Raw genomic sequence first — 14054 nt, 5'->3', positions numbered from 1 at the left:
GGACTCAGACGTCCAGGGTGCCCACGTGGTGGACGCGGACGAGGTTGGTGGAGCCGGCGAGGCCGGGCGGGGAGCCGGCGGTGATGATGACGATGTCGCCCTTCTGGCAGCGGCCCAGGGACAGCAGGGCGGCGTCGACCTGTTCGACCATCTGGTCGGTGGTCGGGGCGAAGGGCCCGAGGAAGGTCTCGACGCCCCAGGTGAGGGCGAGTTGGCTGCGGACGGCGGGTTCGTAGGTGAAGGCGAGGACGGGGATGGGCGAGCGGTAGCGGGTCAAGCGACGCGCGGTGTCGCCGGACTGGGTGAAGGCGATGAGGTACTTGGCGTGCAGGAAGTCGCCGATCTCGGCGGCCGCGCGGGCGACGGCGCCGCCCTGGGTGCGCGGTTTGCTGCCGATGGTCAAGGGCGGCAGGCCTGCCGCCAGGATGTCGTTCTCGGCGGCCTCGATGATGCGGCCCATGGTCTTGACGGTCTCGACGGGGTACTTGCCCACCGAGGTCTCGCCGGAGAGCATCACCGCGTCCGTCCCGTCCAGGACGGCGTTGGCGACGTCGGAGGCCTCGGCACGGGTGGGCCGGGAGGCGTTGATCATCGAGTCGAGCATCTGGGTGGCGACGATGACCGGCTTGGCGTTGCGCTTGGCGAGCTTGACGGCGCGCTTCTGGACGAGCGGGACCTGTTCGAGGGGCATCTCCACGCCCAGGTCGCCGCGGGCCACCATGACGCCGTCGAAGGCGTCGACGATGGCTTCCAGGTTCTCGACCGCCTGCGGCTTCTCGATCTTGGCGATGACCGGGACGAACCGCCCCTCCTCGGCCATGATCCGGTGGACGTCGAGGATGTCGCGCCCGCTGCGGACGAAGGAGAGCGCGACGAGGTCGGCGCCGGTCCGCAGGCCCCACCGCAGGTCGGCGACGTCCTTGTCGCTGAGCGCGGGGACGGAGACGGCGACGCCGGGGAGGTTGAGGCCCTTGTGGTCGGAGACGAGGCCGCCCTCGATGACGATGCACCGCACGTGCGGCCCGTCGACCTCGGTGACCTCCAGGGTGACGCGGCCGTCGTCGACGAGGATGCGCTCGCCGCGCGAGACGTCGCCGGCGAGGCCCTTGTAGGTGGTGCCGCAGATGTCCTTGTCCCCCACGACGCCGTCGTCGGTGGAGATCGTGAACTCGTCGCCGCGTTCGAGGAGTACGGGCCCGTGGGCGAAGGTGTCGAGGCGGATCTTCGGGCCTTGGAGGTCGACGAGGACGCCGACGCTGCGGCCGGTCTCGTCGGCGGCCTTGCGGACGCGGCGGTAGCGCTCCTCGTGTTCGATGTGGGAGCCGTGGCTGAGGTTGAAGCGGGCGATGTCCATCCCGGCGTCGACCAGGGCCTTGATCTGGTCGTACGAGTCGGTGGCGGGCCCGAGGGTACAGACGATTTTTGCTCGGCGCATACTGCTGAGCGTAGGCATTACCGGCGCGTAACACCGACGTGGGTCCGGGCCTCGGGATGACCTTTGCCGGACGGCGAGTTGAACAATCTGACACATCCTCGGACCGGTGTGCGACGGGCCCGGTCGCGGTGCTCGCCGCCCGGTCGGCCGATGCGATTCCGTGAAGGGGAGTTCACCCCCGGTTCACCGTCGCTTCGGCCGCCGCTCCCGGCCCGGCGGGACGCTCGTCACCCGGGGACCACCCGGTTGACGTAACGGACGTAACGGACGAGGGGGGAAGCATGAGGGGGAAGCGTTCGGCATGAGACGCGCGTTGGGGGTGCTGGCGGCCTTGGTGCTGCTCGGCGGAGTGACGTACGCGCTGATCCCGGACCCGGATCCGCATCCGGGGCCCGGGCCGCTCGTCAAGGTGAACGGCCTGATCGGTTCGGAGAAGCGCGCCTTCTTCGAGAACCAGGAGGTCAAGGACGAGTTGGCGAAGCAGGGACTGGAGGTGCACGCGGACTCGACCGGTTCGTGGACGATGGTCGACCAGGCGAACCAGGCGAACATCGACTTCGCCTTCCCGGCGAGCACGTCGCCGGTGAAGGACATCCAGAAGATCTGGGGCCTCCAGGACTCGCCGCTGGTGCCGTTCTACTCGCCGCTGGTGATCGTGACGCACGAGGCCGTCGCGGCCGTGCTGAAGGCGAACGGCCTGGCGACCGAGGACGCGGGCATCGTGACGTTCCGGATGGACGCGTACCTGGAGGCGTTGCGGAACAGCAAGAAGTGGCAGGACCTGAACGGCGCGACCGCCCACCCCGAGCTGTCCGGCCGGATCTTCGTGACCACGACGGACCCGCAGAGCTCGTCGTCGGGCGCGATGTACGTCGCCCTGCTGTCGTACCTCCTCAACGGCCACCAGCCGGTGGCCGACCAGGCGGGGATCGACGCCTCGAAGGACGTCCTGCGCACCGCGACGTCCGTGCAGGGCGGCCAGAAGAGCAGCAGCGACGAGCCGTTCAAGGACTTCCTGGCGGGCGTCGGCAACCCGCTGGTGTTCGCCTACGAGTCGCAGGCCGCGCAGCTCGTGCTGAGCGGCGTGCCGACCGGCGACATGGTGGTGATGTACCCGGACTCGACGATCTACTCGGACCACACGGTGGTCGCCCGCGACGACAAGGGCGCCAAGCTGGCCGGCCTGCTCCAGGACGATCCCGAACTCCGGCGCCTGGAGGCGAAGTTCGGCTTCCGCCCGCAGGCCGACAAGGACGTGTTCGCCAAGGAGGTGAACGGCCGGAAGCCGACGTTCGCGCCGGACCTCTCGTCGGCGAAGTTGAAGCAGTGGCAGGTGCCGACCAAGGACGTCCTGCAGAAACTGGTCGCCGCGGCGAAGGGGAACGCTCAGTGAACAGCCGTACCGTCCGTACGACGTGGCGCCTGGCCGCCTCCGCCGTGGCGCTGCTCGTGGCGACGGCCTGTACGTCCTCGGCGCCGAAGCCCGACCCGTCCCCCAACGCCACGGACGCTCCCGCGCCCACCGCGCGCCCTGGTGTGCTGCGGATCCTGGCGGGCAGCGAGCTGCAGGACATGGCGCCGATCCTGGAGGACGCGAAGAAGGCCACCGGGGTGACGGTCCAGTTCGCGTGGACGGGCTCGCTCGACGGAGCCGACGCCGTGTCCTCGGGCAAGGCGGACGGCAAGTACGACGCGGTGTGGTTCCCGTCGAACCAGTACCTGCGCCTGGACGGCAACGGACGGTCGAAGCTCCTGTCCGAGACCCCGGTCATGGTCTCCCCGGTGGCGGTCGGCGTGCGCTCCTCCGTCCTGGGCGACCTGGGCTGGGGGGACGGTTCGAAGGTCACCTGGGCGCAGATCGGGGACGCGGCGTCGGCCGGGAAGCTGTCGTACGGGATGTCCGACCCGTCCCGGTCGAACTCGGGCTTCTCGACGCTGGTCGCGGTGGCGTCCGCGTTCTCGGGGGCGGGGGCGGCGCTGACCGAGGAGGACGTGCAGAAGGCGACGCCGTCGCTGAAGAAGTTCTTCACCGGCCAGAAGCTGACCTCGGGCTCGTCGGGCTGGCTGGCGCAGGCGTACACCCGGGCGGAGCCGGGCAAGGTGGGGGCGCTGGTCAACTACGAGTCGGTGCTGCTGTCGATGAACAAGACGCTGCCGGCTGACCGGCAGCTGACGGTCGTGCGCCCGGTGGACGGCGTGGTGTCGGCGGACTACCCGCTGTCGCTGCTGTCGTCCAGCGCCCAGAGCGAGCGCGACTCGTTCCAGCGGCTCACGCAGTACCTGCTGACGCCGGACGTGCAGAAACGCATCTCCGAGGTGACGCTGCGCCGCCCGGTGACCCCGGGGGCCGCGGCCGCGCCGTCGTTGCCGTCCGACCGCCGCCGGGAGCTGCCGTTCCCGGGCACCCGGGCCGTCGCGGACGGGCTGCTGTCCTCGTACCAGAACGAGCTGCGCCGCCCGTCCCGGACGGTGTACGTGCTGGACACCTCCGGTTCGATGGAGGGCTCGCGGATCACGTCGCTGAAGTCCGCGCTCGGCCGCCTGACCGGCACCGACGACACCCGCGGGGTGAGCCGCTTCCGGGACCGCGAGGAGGTCACGCTGATCTCCTTCGCGTCCAAGGTGAAGTGGACGAAGACGCACGCGGTGCCGGCCTCCGGCAGCCGGCCGGGGCCGGAGGCGGAGCTGGGGTCGATCAACGCGGACGTGCAGTCCCTGTCGGCCGACGGCGGCACGGCGCTGTACGACGCACTGGAGGAGGCGTACCGGGTGATCGACCGGCAGCAGAAGGCGGCCGGGGACGACCGGTTCACCTCGATCGTGCTGATGACGGACGGGGAGAGCAACGAGGGCGCCACGGACGGGGACTTCAAGAAGTTCCACGACGCGCTGGCGGCCGGGCCGAAGGCGATCCCGGTCTTCCCGATCAAGTTCGGCGAGGCGGCGGTGAGCCAGCTGCAGGGGATCGCGGACGAGAGCGGCGGCAAGCTCTTCGACGGGACGAGCTCGCTGGACGGCGTGTTCGAGGAGATCCGTGGCTACCAGTGACGGGCCCGGCCGGCAGGCCCTGAAGTACCTGGAGTCGGGCCGGAACCTGGTCGGCTGCGCGGGCGGCGCGATCGGGCTGGGGCTGCACTTCGCGGGCCTGGGCGGGGCGTGGTGGCCGGGGGTGGTGGCGGGCCTGTACGCGGCGGGCGCGCTGCTCGCGCCCGGGCCGAAGGACGACCCGCCGGAGCACCCCGAGCTGGACGCCCTGGTCGCCTACCTGCGGACCGTCCCGCTGCCGCCCGCCGCCCGGGTGGACGGCCTGCTGGAGGCGCTGCGCGCCGCCGGGCCGGGCCCGGCGGCGGGGCGGCGGATCGTGCGGGACGGCCTGCCGCTGGCCGTGGCCGGCTACCTGCGGGCCCGCACGTGGCAGCCGTGGGCGGGCGCGGACGGTCCGGATCCGGACGCCGAACTCGCGCGCGAGGTGGGCCTGCTGAGCGCACAACTCGGCTGATTTCCGCCTTTACCACTCGCGGGCCCCGTGCACTCACGTCACGAACGAGTCGCCAAGATCTCACCTGTTGGAAACGTCGGAGGGCTATCCAACCGCCCGCGCGCACGGCACACTTCTACGCGCGTCCTTCTACGCGCGTCAAACGGGGTTGTACGGAGTTGCACGGGGGTTTCACGCCACACCGGGCCCGGTTGACGGTCCATTCGCCAGCAAGTCCCCCCACTCGGGAGAGTCGTCGATGTCCCTGAACCGCCGTGACTTCGTCACCCGGTCCGCCGCCACCGCCGCCGGTGCCGCCCTGGCCGGCGGCACCGCCCTCGCCGCCGCCCCCGCCGCCGCGGCCGCCGAGCCGGACACCGCGCAGGCCAAGGGCACCAAGCACCGCGGCGAAGACCGCAAGCAGGCCTTCACCGTCATGGGCACCACCGACCTGCACGGCCGGGTGCTCAACTGGGACTACTTCACCGACGCCGAGTACGTCGACAAGGCGCACAACGCGGTGGGCCTCGCCAGGATCTCCACGCTGGCCAACCAGGTCCGCGAGGAGAAGGGCTGGGACCGCTGCCTGCTGATCGACTCCGGCGACATCATCCAGGGCACCCAGCTCACCTACTACTACGCCCGGGTCGAGCCGATCGCCACCGACGGCGACAACGTGCCGGACCACCCGATGGCCGTCGCCATGAACCTCATGGGCTACGACGCCGCCGCGCTCGGCAACCACGAGTTCAACTACGGCATCCCGACCGTGAAGGCCTTCGAGGACCAGCTGGAGTTCCCGCTGCTCGGCGCCAACGCCCTGCACGCGAAGAACGAGAAGCCCGCCTTCAAGCCGTACGTGATCAAGGAGGTGTGGCTGGACGAGGACACCCCGATCAAGGTCGGCATCCTCGGCCTCACCAACCCGGGCATCGCGATCTGGGACAAGGCCAACGTCAGCGGCCAGATGGTCTTCCCGGGCATCGTCGAGACCGCCGCGAAGTACGTGCCCCGGATGAAGGCCGCGGGCGCGGACGTCATCGTCGTCTCCGCCCACTCCGGCATCGACGAGGCCACCACCTACGGCGACCAGCTCCCCTGGCCCGAGGACGCCTCCGGCGAGATGGCCGAGAAGGTCCCGGACATCGACGCGGTGCTCGTCGGCCACACCCACAAGGAGGTGCCGCAGCGCCTCATCGTCAACAAGAAGACCGGCAAGACGGTCGTGCTGTCCGAGCCGCTGTGCTGGGGCCAGCGCCTGAGCTGCTTCGACTTCGAGGTCGAGCTCGTCGACGGCGCCTGGAAGGTGCTGTCGGTCTCCTCGCGCGTGCTGAACTCCAACACCGTGCCGGAGAACCCGGAGATCTCGAACGCCATCACCGACCAGCACAAGAAGGTCGTGGCGTACGTCAACCAGAACATCGGCACCAGCAAGATCGAGCTGTCGATCGCCGACGCCCGGTTCAAGTCGACCCCCATCGTCGACCTGATCGGCAAGGTGCAGGCCGACGCGGTGAAGGCGGCGCTGGCGGGCGGGCAGTACGCCAACCTGCCGGTGCTCGCGCAGGCCGCGCCGTTCAACCGCACCGCGATGATCCCGGCCGGCCAGGTCAAGCTGCGCGACGCGGCCGGCCTGTACATCTACGAGAACACCCTGGAGGCCCGCATCCTGACGGGCGCCCAGCTCAAGGACTACCTGGAGTTCTCGGCCAAGTACTTCAACCAGCTCGCCGCGGGCGCACCGGTCAACAAGGACACCCTGACCAACGCCGAGGACACCCCGGACTACAACTACGACTCGATCTACGGTCTGAGCTACGACATCGACGTCTCGCAGCCGAAGGGCAGCCGGATCGTCAACCTGTCCTACCAGGGCAAGCCGATCGACCCGGCCGCCCAGTTCGTCCTCGCGGTCAACAACTACCGCGCCAACGGCGGCGGCAACTTCCCGCACGTCGCGACCGCCAAGGCGGTCTGGGCGAACTCCGACGAGATCCGCAACACGATGATCGCCTGGGTGAAGGCCAAGGGCGTCATCGACCCGGCCGACTTCTTCACCAACTCCTGGCGCCTGGTCCGCGCCGGCCAGCCGGTCTTCTAAGCCCCACCACGAAGGCCGCCGCCCCGGACACCACGTCCCGGGACGGCGGCCTTTCGCCGTCCGCGCTGGAAGAATCCGAGCCGTCCGACACCGGCTACCACCAGCGCTGGAACGGCACGTTCGGCGACCGCGTGCCGATCCCCGCCCCCTTCGGGTTCGAGCTCGCCACCGACGCTCTCCTCCGCTATCCCGCCTGATCGATCGAGCCTCCCGACGAGACGACGGGACATCTTCCGAAGACTTGAGGATATTCATCCGCTCGTTCGATCTCCCTACCGTGGAGGCATCGCCAAACGGCCCGGCGGACGGGCCGGCCACGGACAGGGAGAGTTCGATGCGTGCAGTGATCCAGAAGGCGTTCGGTGGGCCCGAGGTGCTGGAGGTGGTCGAGGTGGAGCGGCCGCAGCTGTTGAGCGGGGAGGTGCTGGTGCGGGTGCGGGCCAGTGCGGTGAACCCGGCGGACATCGCGGTGCGGTCGGGGGCGTTCCCGCTGCTCGGGGAGCCGCCGTTCGGGGTCGGGTGGGACGTGTCCGGGGTGGTCGAGGAGGCCGCGCCCGGGGCCCGGTACCGGGTGGGCGAGGAGGTGTACGGGATGCCGTTCTTCCCGCGCGCCGCCACCGGCTACGCCGAGTACGTCGCCGCGCCCTCGCGCCAGCTGGCCCGCAAGCCCGCGACGCTCGACCACGTGCAGGCGGCGGCCCTGCCGCTGGCCGCGCTGACGGCCTGGCAGGGCCTGGTGGACCTGGCCGGCGTCACGAAGGGACAGCGGGTGCTGGTCCACCGGGCCGCGGGCGGCGTCGGCCACCTCGCCGTGCAGATCGCCAAGGCCCGCGGCGCGTACGTGATCGCGCTGGCGAGCGAGCCCAAGCACGCGTTCGTGAAGGGGCTCGGCGCGGACGAGGTGATCGACTACCGCACCACCGACTACACCGAGGCGGTCTCGGACGTCGACGTCGTCTTCGACTCGTCCTCCGAGGGCACCAAGGCGTTGGAGGTGCTGAAGCCCGGCGGCACGCTGGTCACGATCATGGAGCACTGGAACAAGGACCTCGCCGCCGAGATCGAGGCCGCCGGCCGCCGCTTCGCCGGGGTGTCGGTGGAGCCGGACTACGCCGGCCTGGAGGCGATCGCCGCGCTGGTGGACGAGGGCCTGGTCCGTCCGCACGTCTCGGCGACGTTCCCGCTGGCGGAGGCCGGCCGGGCGCACGAGCTGGTGGCGTCCGGTAGCGTCCAGGGCAAGGTCGTCCTGACCGTCGACTGAACGGTACGAACGGGGAGAAGGGCCGGGAGTTGGACATCCTGACCGAGGCGCTGGGCTCGATGCGCACGGCGCACCCCGCGTCCGTCCGCACCGAGGGCCGTGCCCCCTGGGGCCTGCGGCTGCCGCCGGTGATGGGCGCCGGGTTCCACGTGGTGCTGCACGGCACGTGCTGGCTGGTGCCGCAGGACGGCCGCGCGGAGCCGCTGATGCTCGACACGGGGGACGTCGTCTTCATGCGGGACGGCAGGGGCCACGTCCTGGCCGACCACCCGGACACCCCGGCGCTCGACGCGTCGGCCTACCGGGTGGAGGAGAGCCTGCCGATCGGCACGCTCTCGCTGGGCGGCGGCGACGGCGCCCGCACCAGCCTGCTGTGCGGCAGCTACCACCTGGACCAGGGCCGCCCGCACCCGCTGGTGCGCCAGCTGCCGGAGCTGATCCACCTGGCGAGCGGGCGCGGCTCGCACCCCGAACTGGACGCCGCCGTGCGGCTGTTGGGCGCCGAGCTGGAGCGCCCGCGGATCGGCTCGGCCGGGATCGTGCCGGCGCTGGTCGACGCGCTGCTGCTGTACATCCTGCGCGCCTGGTTCGAGGCGCAGCCGCCCGCGACGGCCGCCGGGTGGGCGGCCGCGCTGGGCGATTCGGCGGTGGCGCCGGCGCTGGCGGCGATCCACGGCGCGCCGGCGACGGCGTGGACGGTGGAGGCGCTGGCGGGGCGTTCGGGCCTGTCCCGGGCGGCGTTCGCCCGCCGGTTCAGCTCGATGGTGGGCGAGCCGCCGATGGCGTACCTGACGCGGTGGCGGATGACGACGGCGGCGCGTCTGCTGCGGGAGTCGGACGCGCCGCTGACGGCGGTGGCGGCGCAGGCGGGCTACGGCTCGGAGTACGCGTTCGCGAAGGCGTTCAAGCGGGAGTACGGGCGGGCTCCCGGCGGTTACCGCCGGGAGGCCCGGGCCGCTTGACCGCAGCAGCGGCGGCAGCAGCAGCAGCAGCAGCGGATCAGAACGGGAAGCGGCTGCGCCCGTGCTGGATCGAGATCCACTTCACCGTGGTGAACGCGTCGACCGTGTACTCGCCGTTGAGCCGTCCGACGCCGGAGTTCTTCTCGCCGCCGAAGGGCACGATCGGCTCGTCGGCGATGGTCCCGTCGTTGACGTGGATCATGCCGGTCTCGATCCGCTTGGCCACCCGCACGCCGCGCTCGACGTCGCCGGTGTGCACGGCGCCGCTGAGGCCGAAGGGGGTGTCGTTGGCGATGCGGACGGCCTCGTCCTCGCCGTCGACGGGCACCACGAGGACGACGGGGCCGAAGAGTTCGCGCTGGAGGATGGGCGAGTCCGCGGGGACGTCGGTGAGGACGACGGGGTCCATGAGGCTGCCGACGGTGGCGCCGCGCAGGAGGACGGTGGCGCCGGCCTGGACGGCCTGGTCGACCTGGGCGTTGATGGAGTCGGCCTGGACGGGGTTGATGAGCGGGCCGATCTGGGTGGCCGGGTCCCTGGGGTCGCCGACGGTGAGCGAGGCGATCTTGGCGACGAACTTCTCGGTGAACTCGGCGACGACGCCGCGGTCGACGAGCACCCGGTTGGCGGCCATGCAGACCTGGCCCTGGTGGGCGAAGCGGCTGAACACGGCGGCGTCGACGGCGTAGTCGAGGTCGGCGTCGTCGAGGACGATGAGGGCGCTGTTGCCGCCGAGTTCGAGGACGGTGCGCTTGAAGTGGGAGGCGGCGACGGTGGCGACGTGGCGGCCGACCTTGTCCGAGCCGGTGAAGGAGATGACCTTGGGCACCGGGTGCTCGATGAAGGCGTCGCCGATCTCGGCGATGTCGGTGACGACGACGTTGAGCAGCCCGGCGGGCAGTCCGGCGTCGGCGAAGATCTTGGCGAGGAGGGTGCCGCCGACGACCGGGGTCTCCTGGTGCGGCTTGAGCACGACGCCGTTGCCGAGCGCGAGGGCGGGGCCGACGGCCTTGAGGGACAGGAACAGCGGGAAGTTGAACGGGCTGATCACGCCGACGACGCCGACGGGCAGCCGGTAGAGGCGGTTCTCCTTGCCGTCGACGGGCGAGGGCAGCAGGCGGCCCTCGGCGAGCAGGGAGAGCTGCATGCACTCGCGCAGCATGTCCTTGGTGAGGGAGAGTTCGAAGCCGGCCTTGAGGGCGGTGCCGCCGAGTTCGGCCATGATGGCGCGGGTGATCTCGTCCTCGCGCTCCTCGACGAGGCGCAGCGCGCGCTCGAACACGAGCCGGCGGGCGTAGGGGTTGGTGGCGGCCCATTCCTTCTGGGCGCGGGCGGCGGCGCGGTAGGCCCGGTCGACCTGTTCGACGGTGGCGACGGTGACGGTGGCGAGTTTGTCGCCGGTGTAGGGGTCGACGTCGACGATGTCCCAGGAGCCGTCGCCGGCCAGCCATTCGCCGTCGATGTACTGCGCCGCCAACTCGGAGAAGTACGACATCCGATCCCTCTCGTGCCTGAGACGCGTGCCCAGGAGATCGCGCCTGGCACGGTTCGGTGTGGAACGCCTTTGATCAGATCTGATCGGTGCTCATCGTACTGATGGACTAAAGCTCTTGGCGTACGGAGCGCAGAAGTTCCCGGGTCGGTTCGGCGCCGAGGCTGTCGGCGAGGAGGCCTTCCATGGCGCCGGTGTACTCGGCGACCTCGGCGGGCTTGTCGAGGTAGAGCGCGGTGGTGAACTGCTCCAGGTAGACGACGTCGGGCAGTTCGGGTTCGGCGAAGCCGAGCACGGTGAACGCGCCGCCCTCGGCGCGCAGTCCGCCGAAGCCCAGCGGCATCACCTGGAGGTCGACGTTGGGCAGGTCGGTGAGGTCGAGCATCCGGTCGATCTGGGCCCGCATCAGTTCCGGTCCGCCCCAGGGGCGGCGCAGCGCGGCCTCGTCGAGGACGGCGAGCAGGTGGGGGGCGCGGTCGGCGGTGAGGACGGCCTGGCGTTTGAGGCGGACCTCGACGCGGCGTTCGATCTCGTCGGGTTCGGTGACGTGGCCGCCGGCGGCGATGACGGCGCGGGCGTAGTCGGGGGTCTGGAGGAGCCCGTGGACGAACTGGACCTCGTAGCTGCGGATCTCGGTGGCGGCCTCCTCCAGGCCGACGTAGTTCTGGAACCAGGGGGGCAGCACGTCACCGTAGCCGTGCCACCAGGAGGTGGCGTTGGCGTCGCGGACGAGGCCGAGGACGCCGGCGCGCTCGTGTTCGGCGTCGACGCCGTAGAGGGTGAGCAGGTCGGCGACGTCGCGTTCCTTGAAGCCGACCCGGCCGAGCTCCATGCGGCTGATCTTGGACTCGGAGGCGCGGATCGAGTAGCCGGCCTCCTCGCGGCTGACGCCCCTGGCCTCGCGGAGTTTGCGCAGGTGTGATCCCAGCAGCAGGCGCCGCACCGTCGCGCCTCCGCCTGCCTGAGTCGTGCTCATCGCGTCAACCTCCGCACTCGCGCAGCCCCCCGGCCGTCGGCCGCAGTCTGCCATCTGGCACCGACGAACAACAGTCCGTCAGGCGGTGCGTTCCAGCCGTAGCAGCGCGGGCACGGCGGCGGCGCTGAGGACGAGCAGGAAGAGCCAGGGCAGGGCGGCGGCGCGGGCGAGGAGCAGGGTGAGCAGGGCGGGGGCGACGGCCTGGCCGACGTTCCAGGAGAGTTGGTAGAGGGCGAGGTACCGGCCGCGCCGCTCGGGGTCGGCGAGGGAGACGCTGAGGTCCTCGCGGAAGGGGGTGGCGACGGTCTCGGCGAGGTTGTAGACGGCCATGGCGGCGAGGAGTCCGGCGAGGACGGCCCAGCCGGGGGCGGCGGCGACGAGGGCGAAGAGGCCGAAGGCGAGCGCGTTGAGCAGGGCACCGGCGGCGACGACCCGGGTGGGGCGGAAGCGTTCGAGCCGGCGGGCGACGGCGTTCTGGGTGAGCACCACCTGGACGCCGTTGAGGACGAGCAGCGCGCCGGCCGTCCACGCGTCGCGGTGCAGGCCGGCGGTGAGGTAGGCGGCGAGCAGCACGCTGAGGACCATCGAGGCGAGGACGAAGGTCAGGTTGACGGCGATCAGCAGCAGGTAGCGCCGGTCGCGCAGGACGGCGCCGTAGCCGCCGGGGGCGGCCGTGCGGGCCTGCGGGGGCAGGGCGGCCCCGGCGGGCCGCCAGGTGGCCAGCAGGGCCGCGGCGAGGGCGTAGCTGGCCGCGTTGAGCCCGACCAGGAGCCGCAGGGCGCCGCCGTCGGCGACCAGGACGGCGCCGAGCGCGCCGCCGAGGCCGAGTCCGGCGTTGCGCAGGGTCTGGACGAGCGCGAACCAGCGCGGGCGCTGCCCCTCGTCGGCGGCGAGGACGACCAGGCCGGTGCTGGAGGTCCAGTAGGCGGCGTGGCCGGCCTGGGCGAGCAGGCAGACCAGCACGATCTGCCAGGCCTGGTGGGCGAGCAGGAAGCCGCCGTAGGCGAGGGCGGAGAGCGCGTTGCCGGCGGTGGCGACCGCGCGGGCGCCGTACCGGTCGAGCAGCGGGCCGACGGCGACGGCGGTGGGCAGGGCGAGCAGGCGCGCGGTGGAGACGGCGGCGCCGACGGCGGCGACGGACAGGCCGGTGGTGCCCGCGAAGTAGACGAGGGTGAAGGCGAGGATCAGTCCGGTGCCGAGGCTGTCGATGACGTGGGCGCCGATCAGGCGGGCGCGGCCGGCGGTGGCGGGCAGGCCGAGGCGGTCGCGCAGCGGGGGCGCGGTGACGGTGGTCATGGACCGAGCGTCCCTGGCATGATCGCCACCGCCCACTGATTCCACCAGGATCGAATCCTCACCGGAGGTGCCCGTGCTGACCTGGGAGTTCTCGGCGCAGGACCTGGCCCGCACGCGCTTCGCCCGTTCCCCGCTGACCGAGGTCGTGACGAGCGTCGAGGTGCTCAAGGACCCGGGCCGGCAGGCCGCGCACCTGCCGTGGGTGCGCGGGGCCCGGCAGCGGCTGGAGGGGGTTGGCTGGGAGCTGTTGTCGGCGCTGGTGCGGCTGCCGACGGTGTACGTGCCGGACTTCCTGACCCCGGTGCCGCCGGACGCGGACGGGACGTTCGAGGGGCAGACGGCCGTGCTGGCGGCCACCGACCCGGCCGTGGTGCGCCGCGACCTCGGCCGGCTCGACGGCGAACTCCACCCGCTGGTCGCCGAGTTGGCGCGGGACCCGGAGGCCGGCCTGGAGCGGCTGACGGCCGAGGTACGGGCGTACTGGGATGCGGCGATCGCCCCGCACTGGCCGCGGATGCAGCGGCTCGTCGACGGGGAGGTCCTGCGCCGCGGCCGGCAGATGTCGGCGGGCGGCCCGGCGGCGCTCTTCGCGGACCTGCACCCGCGGGTGTCCTGGGAGCACGACACCCTGCGGATCGGGCACCGGATCGACGTCCACCGGCGGCTGGACGGTGAGCGCGGCCTGGTCCTGCTGCCGACGGTCTTCGCCTGGCCGGGCGTGTTCTCCCAGCAGAACCCGCCGTGGCAGCCCGCCCTGGTCTACCCGCCGCGCGGGGTCGCGACGCTGTGGGAGGCGGCGGCCACCCCCGTCCCCGAGGGCCTGGCCCGCGTGCTCGGCCGCACCCGCGCCCGGCTGCTCGCCGAGCTGGACTCCCCCGCCTCGACCACCGAGCTCGCCGCCCGGACCGGCCTGTCCGCCCCGAACGTCTCCCACCACCTGGGCGCCCTGCACGACGCCGGCCTCCTGGCCCGCCACCGCACCGGCCGCACCGTCCTGTACACCCGCACCGAGGCGGCGGACCTGCTGCTGCGCCCGTGACGAAGCGGAACGCG

At 71.9% G+C, this 14054-nt stretch carries 11 protein-coding genes; 7 read left to right on the top strand and 4 right to left on the bottom strand.

The annotated features are described in order from the left end of the window. Positions 1–4: 4 nt before the first annotated feature. On the bottom strand, positions 5–1435 hold the full coding sequence (pyk, locus tag ACFVSN_RS21490) for a pyruvate kinase (protein ID WP_380440491.1): 1431 nt from the start codon (positions 1433–1435) through the stop codon (positions 5–7). Between the two features lie 301 nt (positions 1436–1736). On the opposite strand from pyk, the gene ACFVSN_RS21485 reads away from it, so the two are divergent. The 6 genes from ACFVSN_RS21485 to ACFVSN_RS21460 all read left to right on the top strand — a co-directional run bounded on the left by ACFVSN_RS21485 (position 1737) and on the right by ACFVSN_RS21460 (position 9237). After that, positions 1737–2828, top strand: coding sequence for a hypothetical protein (locus tag ACFVSN_RS21485; RefSeq protein ID WP_380492789.1), 1092 nt, complete (start codon positions 1737–1739; stop codon positions 2826–2828). Continuing rightward, positions 2825–4483 (top strand): extracellular solute-binding protein, encoded by a 1659-nt coding sequence (locus tag ACFVSN_RS21480; protein ID WP_380440495.1) that lies wholly within the window; start codon positions 2825–2827, stop codon positions 4481–4483. Before ACFVSN_RS21485 ends, ACFVSN_RS21480 begins: the two co-directional genes overlap by 4 nt. Next, on the top strand, positions 4470–4934 hold the full coding sequence (locus tag ACFVSN_RS21475) for a hypothetical protein (RefSeq protein WP_387956395.1): 465 nt from the start codon (positions 4470–4472) through the stop codon (positions 4932–4934). The genes ACFVSN_RS21480 and ACFVSN_RS21475 overlap by 14 nt, the downstream gene beginning before the upstream one ends. Before the next feature lie 238 nt (positions 4935–5172). Further along, the gene (locus ACFVSN_RS21470; RefSeq protein ID WP_387591248.1) at positions 5173–7014 is read left to right on the top strand and encodes a bifunctional metallophosphatase/5'-nucleotidase; all 1842 of its coding nucleotides are present in this window, start codon (positions 5173–5175) and stop codon (positions 7012–7014) included. A gap of 334 nt (positions 7015–7348) precedes the next feature. Then, on the top strand, positions 7349–8275 hold the full coding sequence (locus tag ACFVSN_RS21465; protein ID WP_387591251.1) for an NADP-dependent oxidoreductase: 927 nt from the start codon (positions 7349–7351) through the stop codon (positions 8273–8275). Between the two features lie 29 nt (positions 8276–8304). Then, positions 8305–9237 (top strand): AraC family transcriptional regulator, encoded by a 933-nt coding sequence (locus ACFVSN_RS21460; protein ID WP_387591254.1) that lies wholly within the window; start codon positions 8305–8307, stop codon positions 9235–9237. Positions 9238–9274: 37 nt separating this feature from the next. Here ACFVSN_RS21460 and ACFVSN_RS21455 read toward each other — a convergent pair whose 3' ends face one another. From ACFVSN_RS21455 to ACFVSN_RS21445, 3 genes are all read right to left on the bottom strand, one after another. Continuing rightward, positions 9275–10732, bottom strand: a complete 1458-nt coding sequence (locus tag ACFVSN_RS21455; RefSeq protein WP_387591257.1) for an aldehyde dehydrogenase family protein — start codon at positions 10730–10732, stop codon at positions 9275–9277. A 106-nt stretch (positions 10733–10838) separates the two neighbouring features. Then, a complete protein-coding gene (locus tag ACFVSN_RS21450; RefSeq protein ID WP_380440509.1) occupies positions 10839–11705 on the bottom strand; it encodes a helix-turn-helix domain-containing protein in 867 nt (288 codons plus the stop codon). A gap of 78 nt (positions 11706–11783) precedes the next feature. Next, positions 11784–13001, bottom strand: coding sequence for an MFS transporter (locus ACFVSN_RS21445; protein ID WP_387956394.1), 1218 nt, complete (start codon positions 12999–13001; stop codon positions 11784–11786). A gap of 67 nt (positions 13002–13068) precedes the next feature. Between ACFVSN_RS21445 and ACFVSN_RS21440 the strand changes: the two genes are divergently transcribed. Continuing rightward, positions 13069–14040 (top strand): DUF5937 family protein, encoded by a 972-nt coding sequence (locus ACFVSN_RS21440; protein ID WP_380440513.1) that lies wholly within the window; start codon positions 13069–13071, stop codon positions 14038–14040. Positions 14041–14054 lie beyond the last annotated feature (14 nt).

The sequence above is a fragment of the Kitasatospora sp. NPDC057904 genome, assembly GCF_042887925.1.
Lineage (GTDB): Bacteria > Actinomycetota > Actinomycetes > Streptomycetales > Streptomycetaceae > Kitasatospora.
Note: the sequence above shows the minus strand (reverse complement) of the source record. Positions and strands in the feature narration are given on the sequence as shown.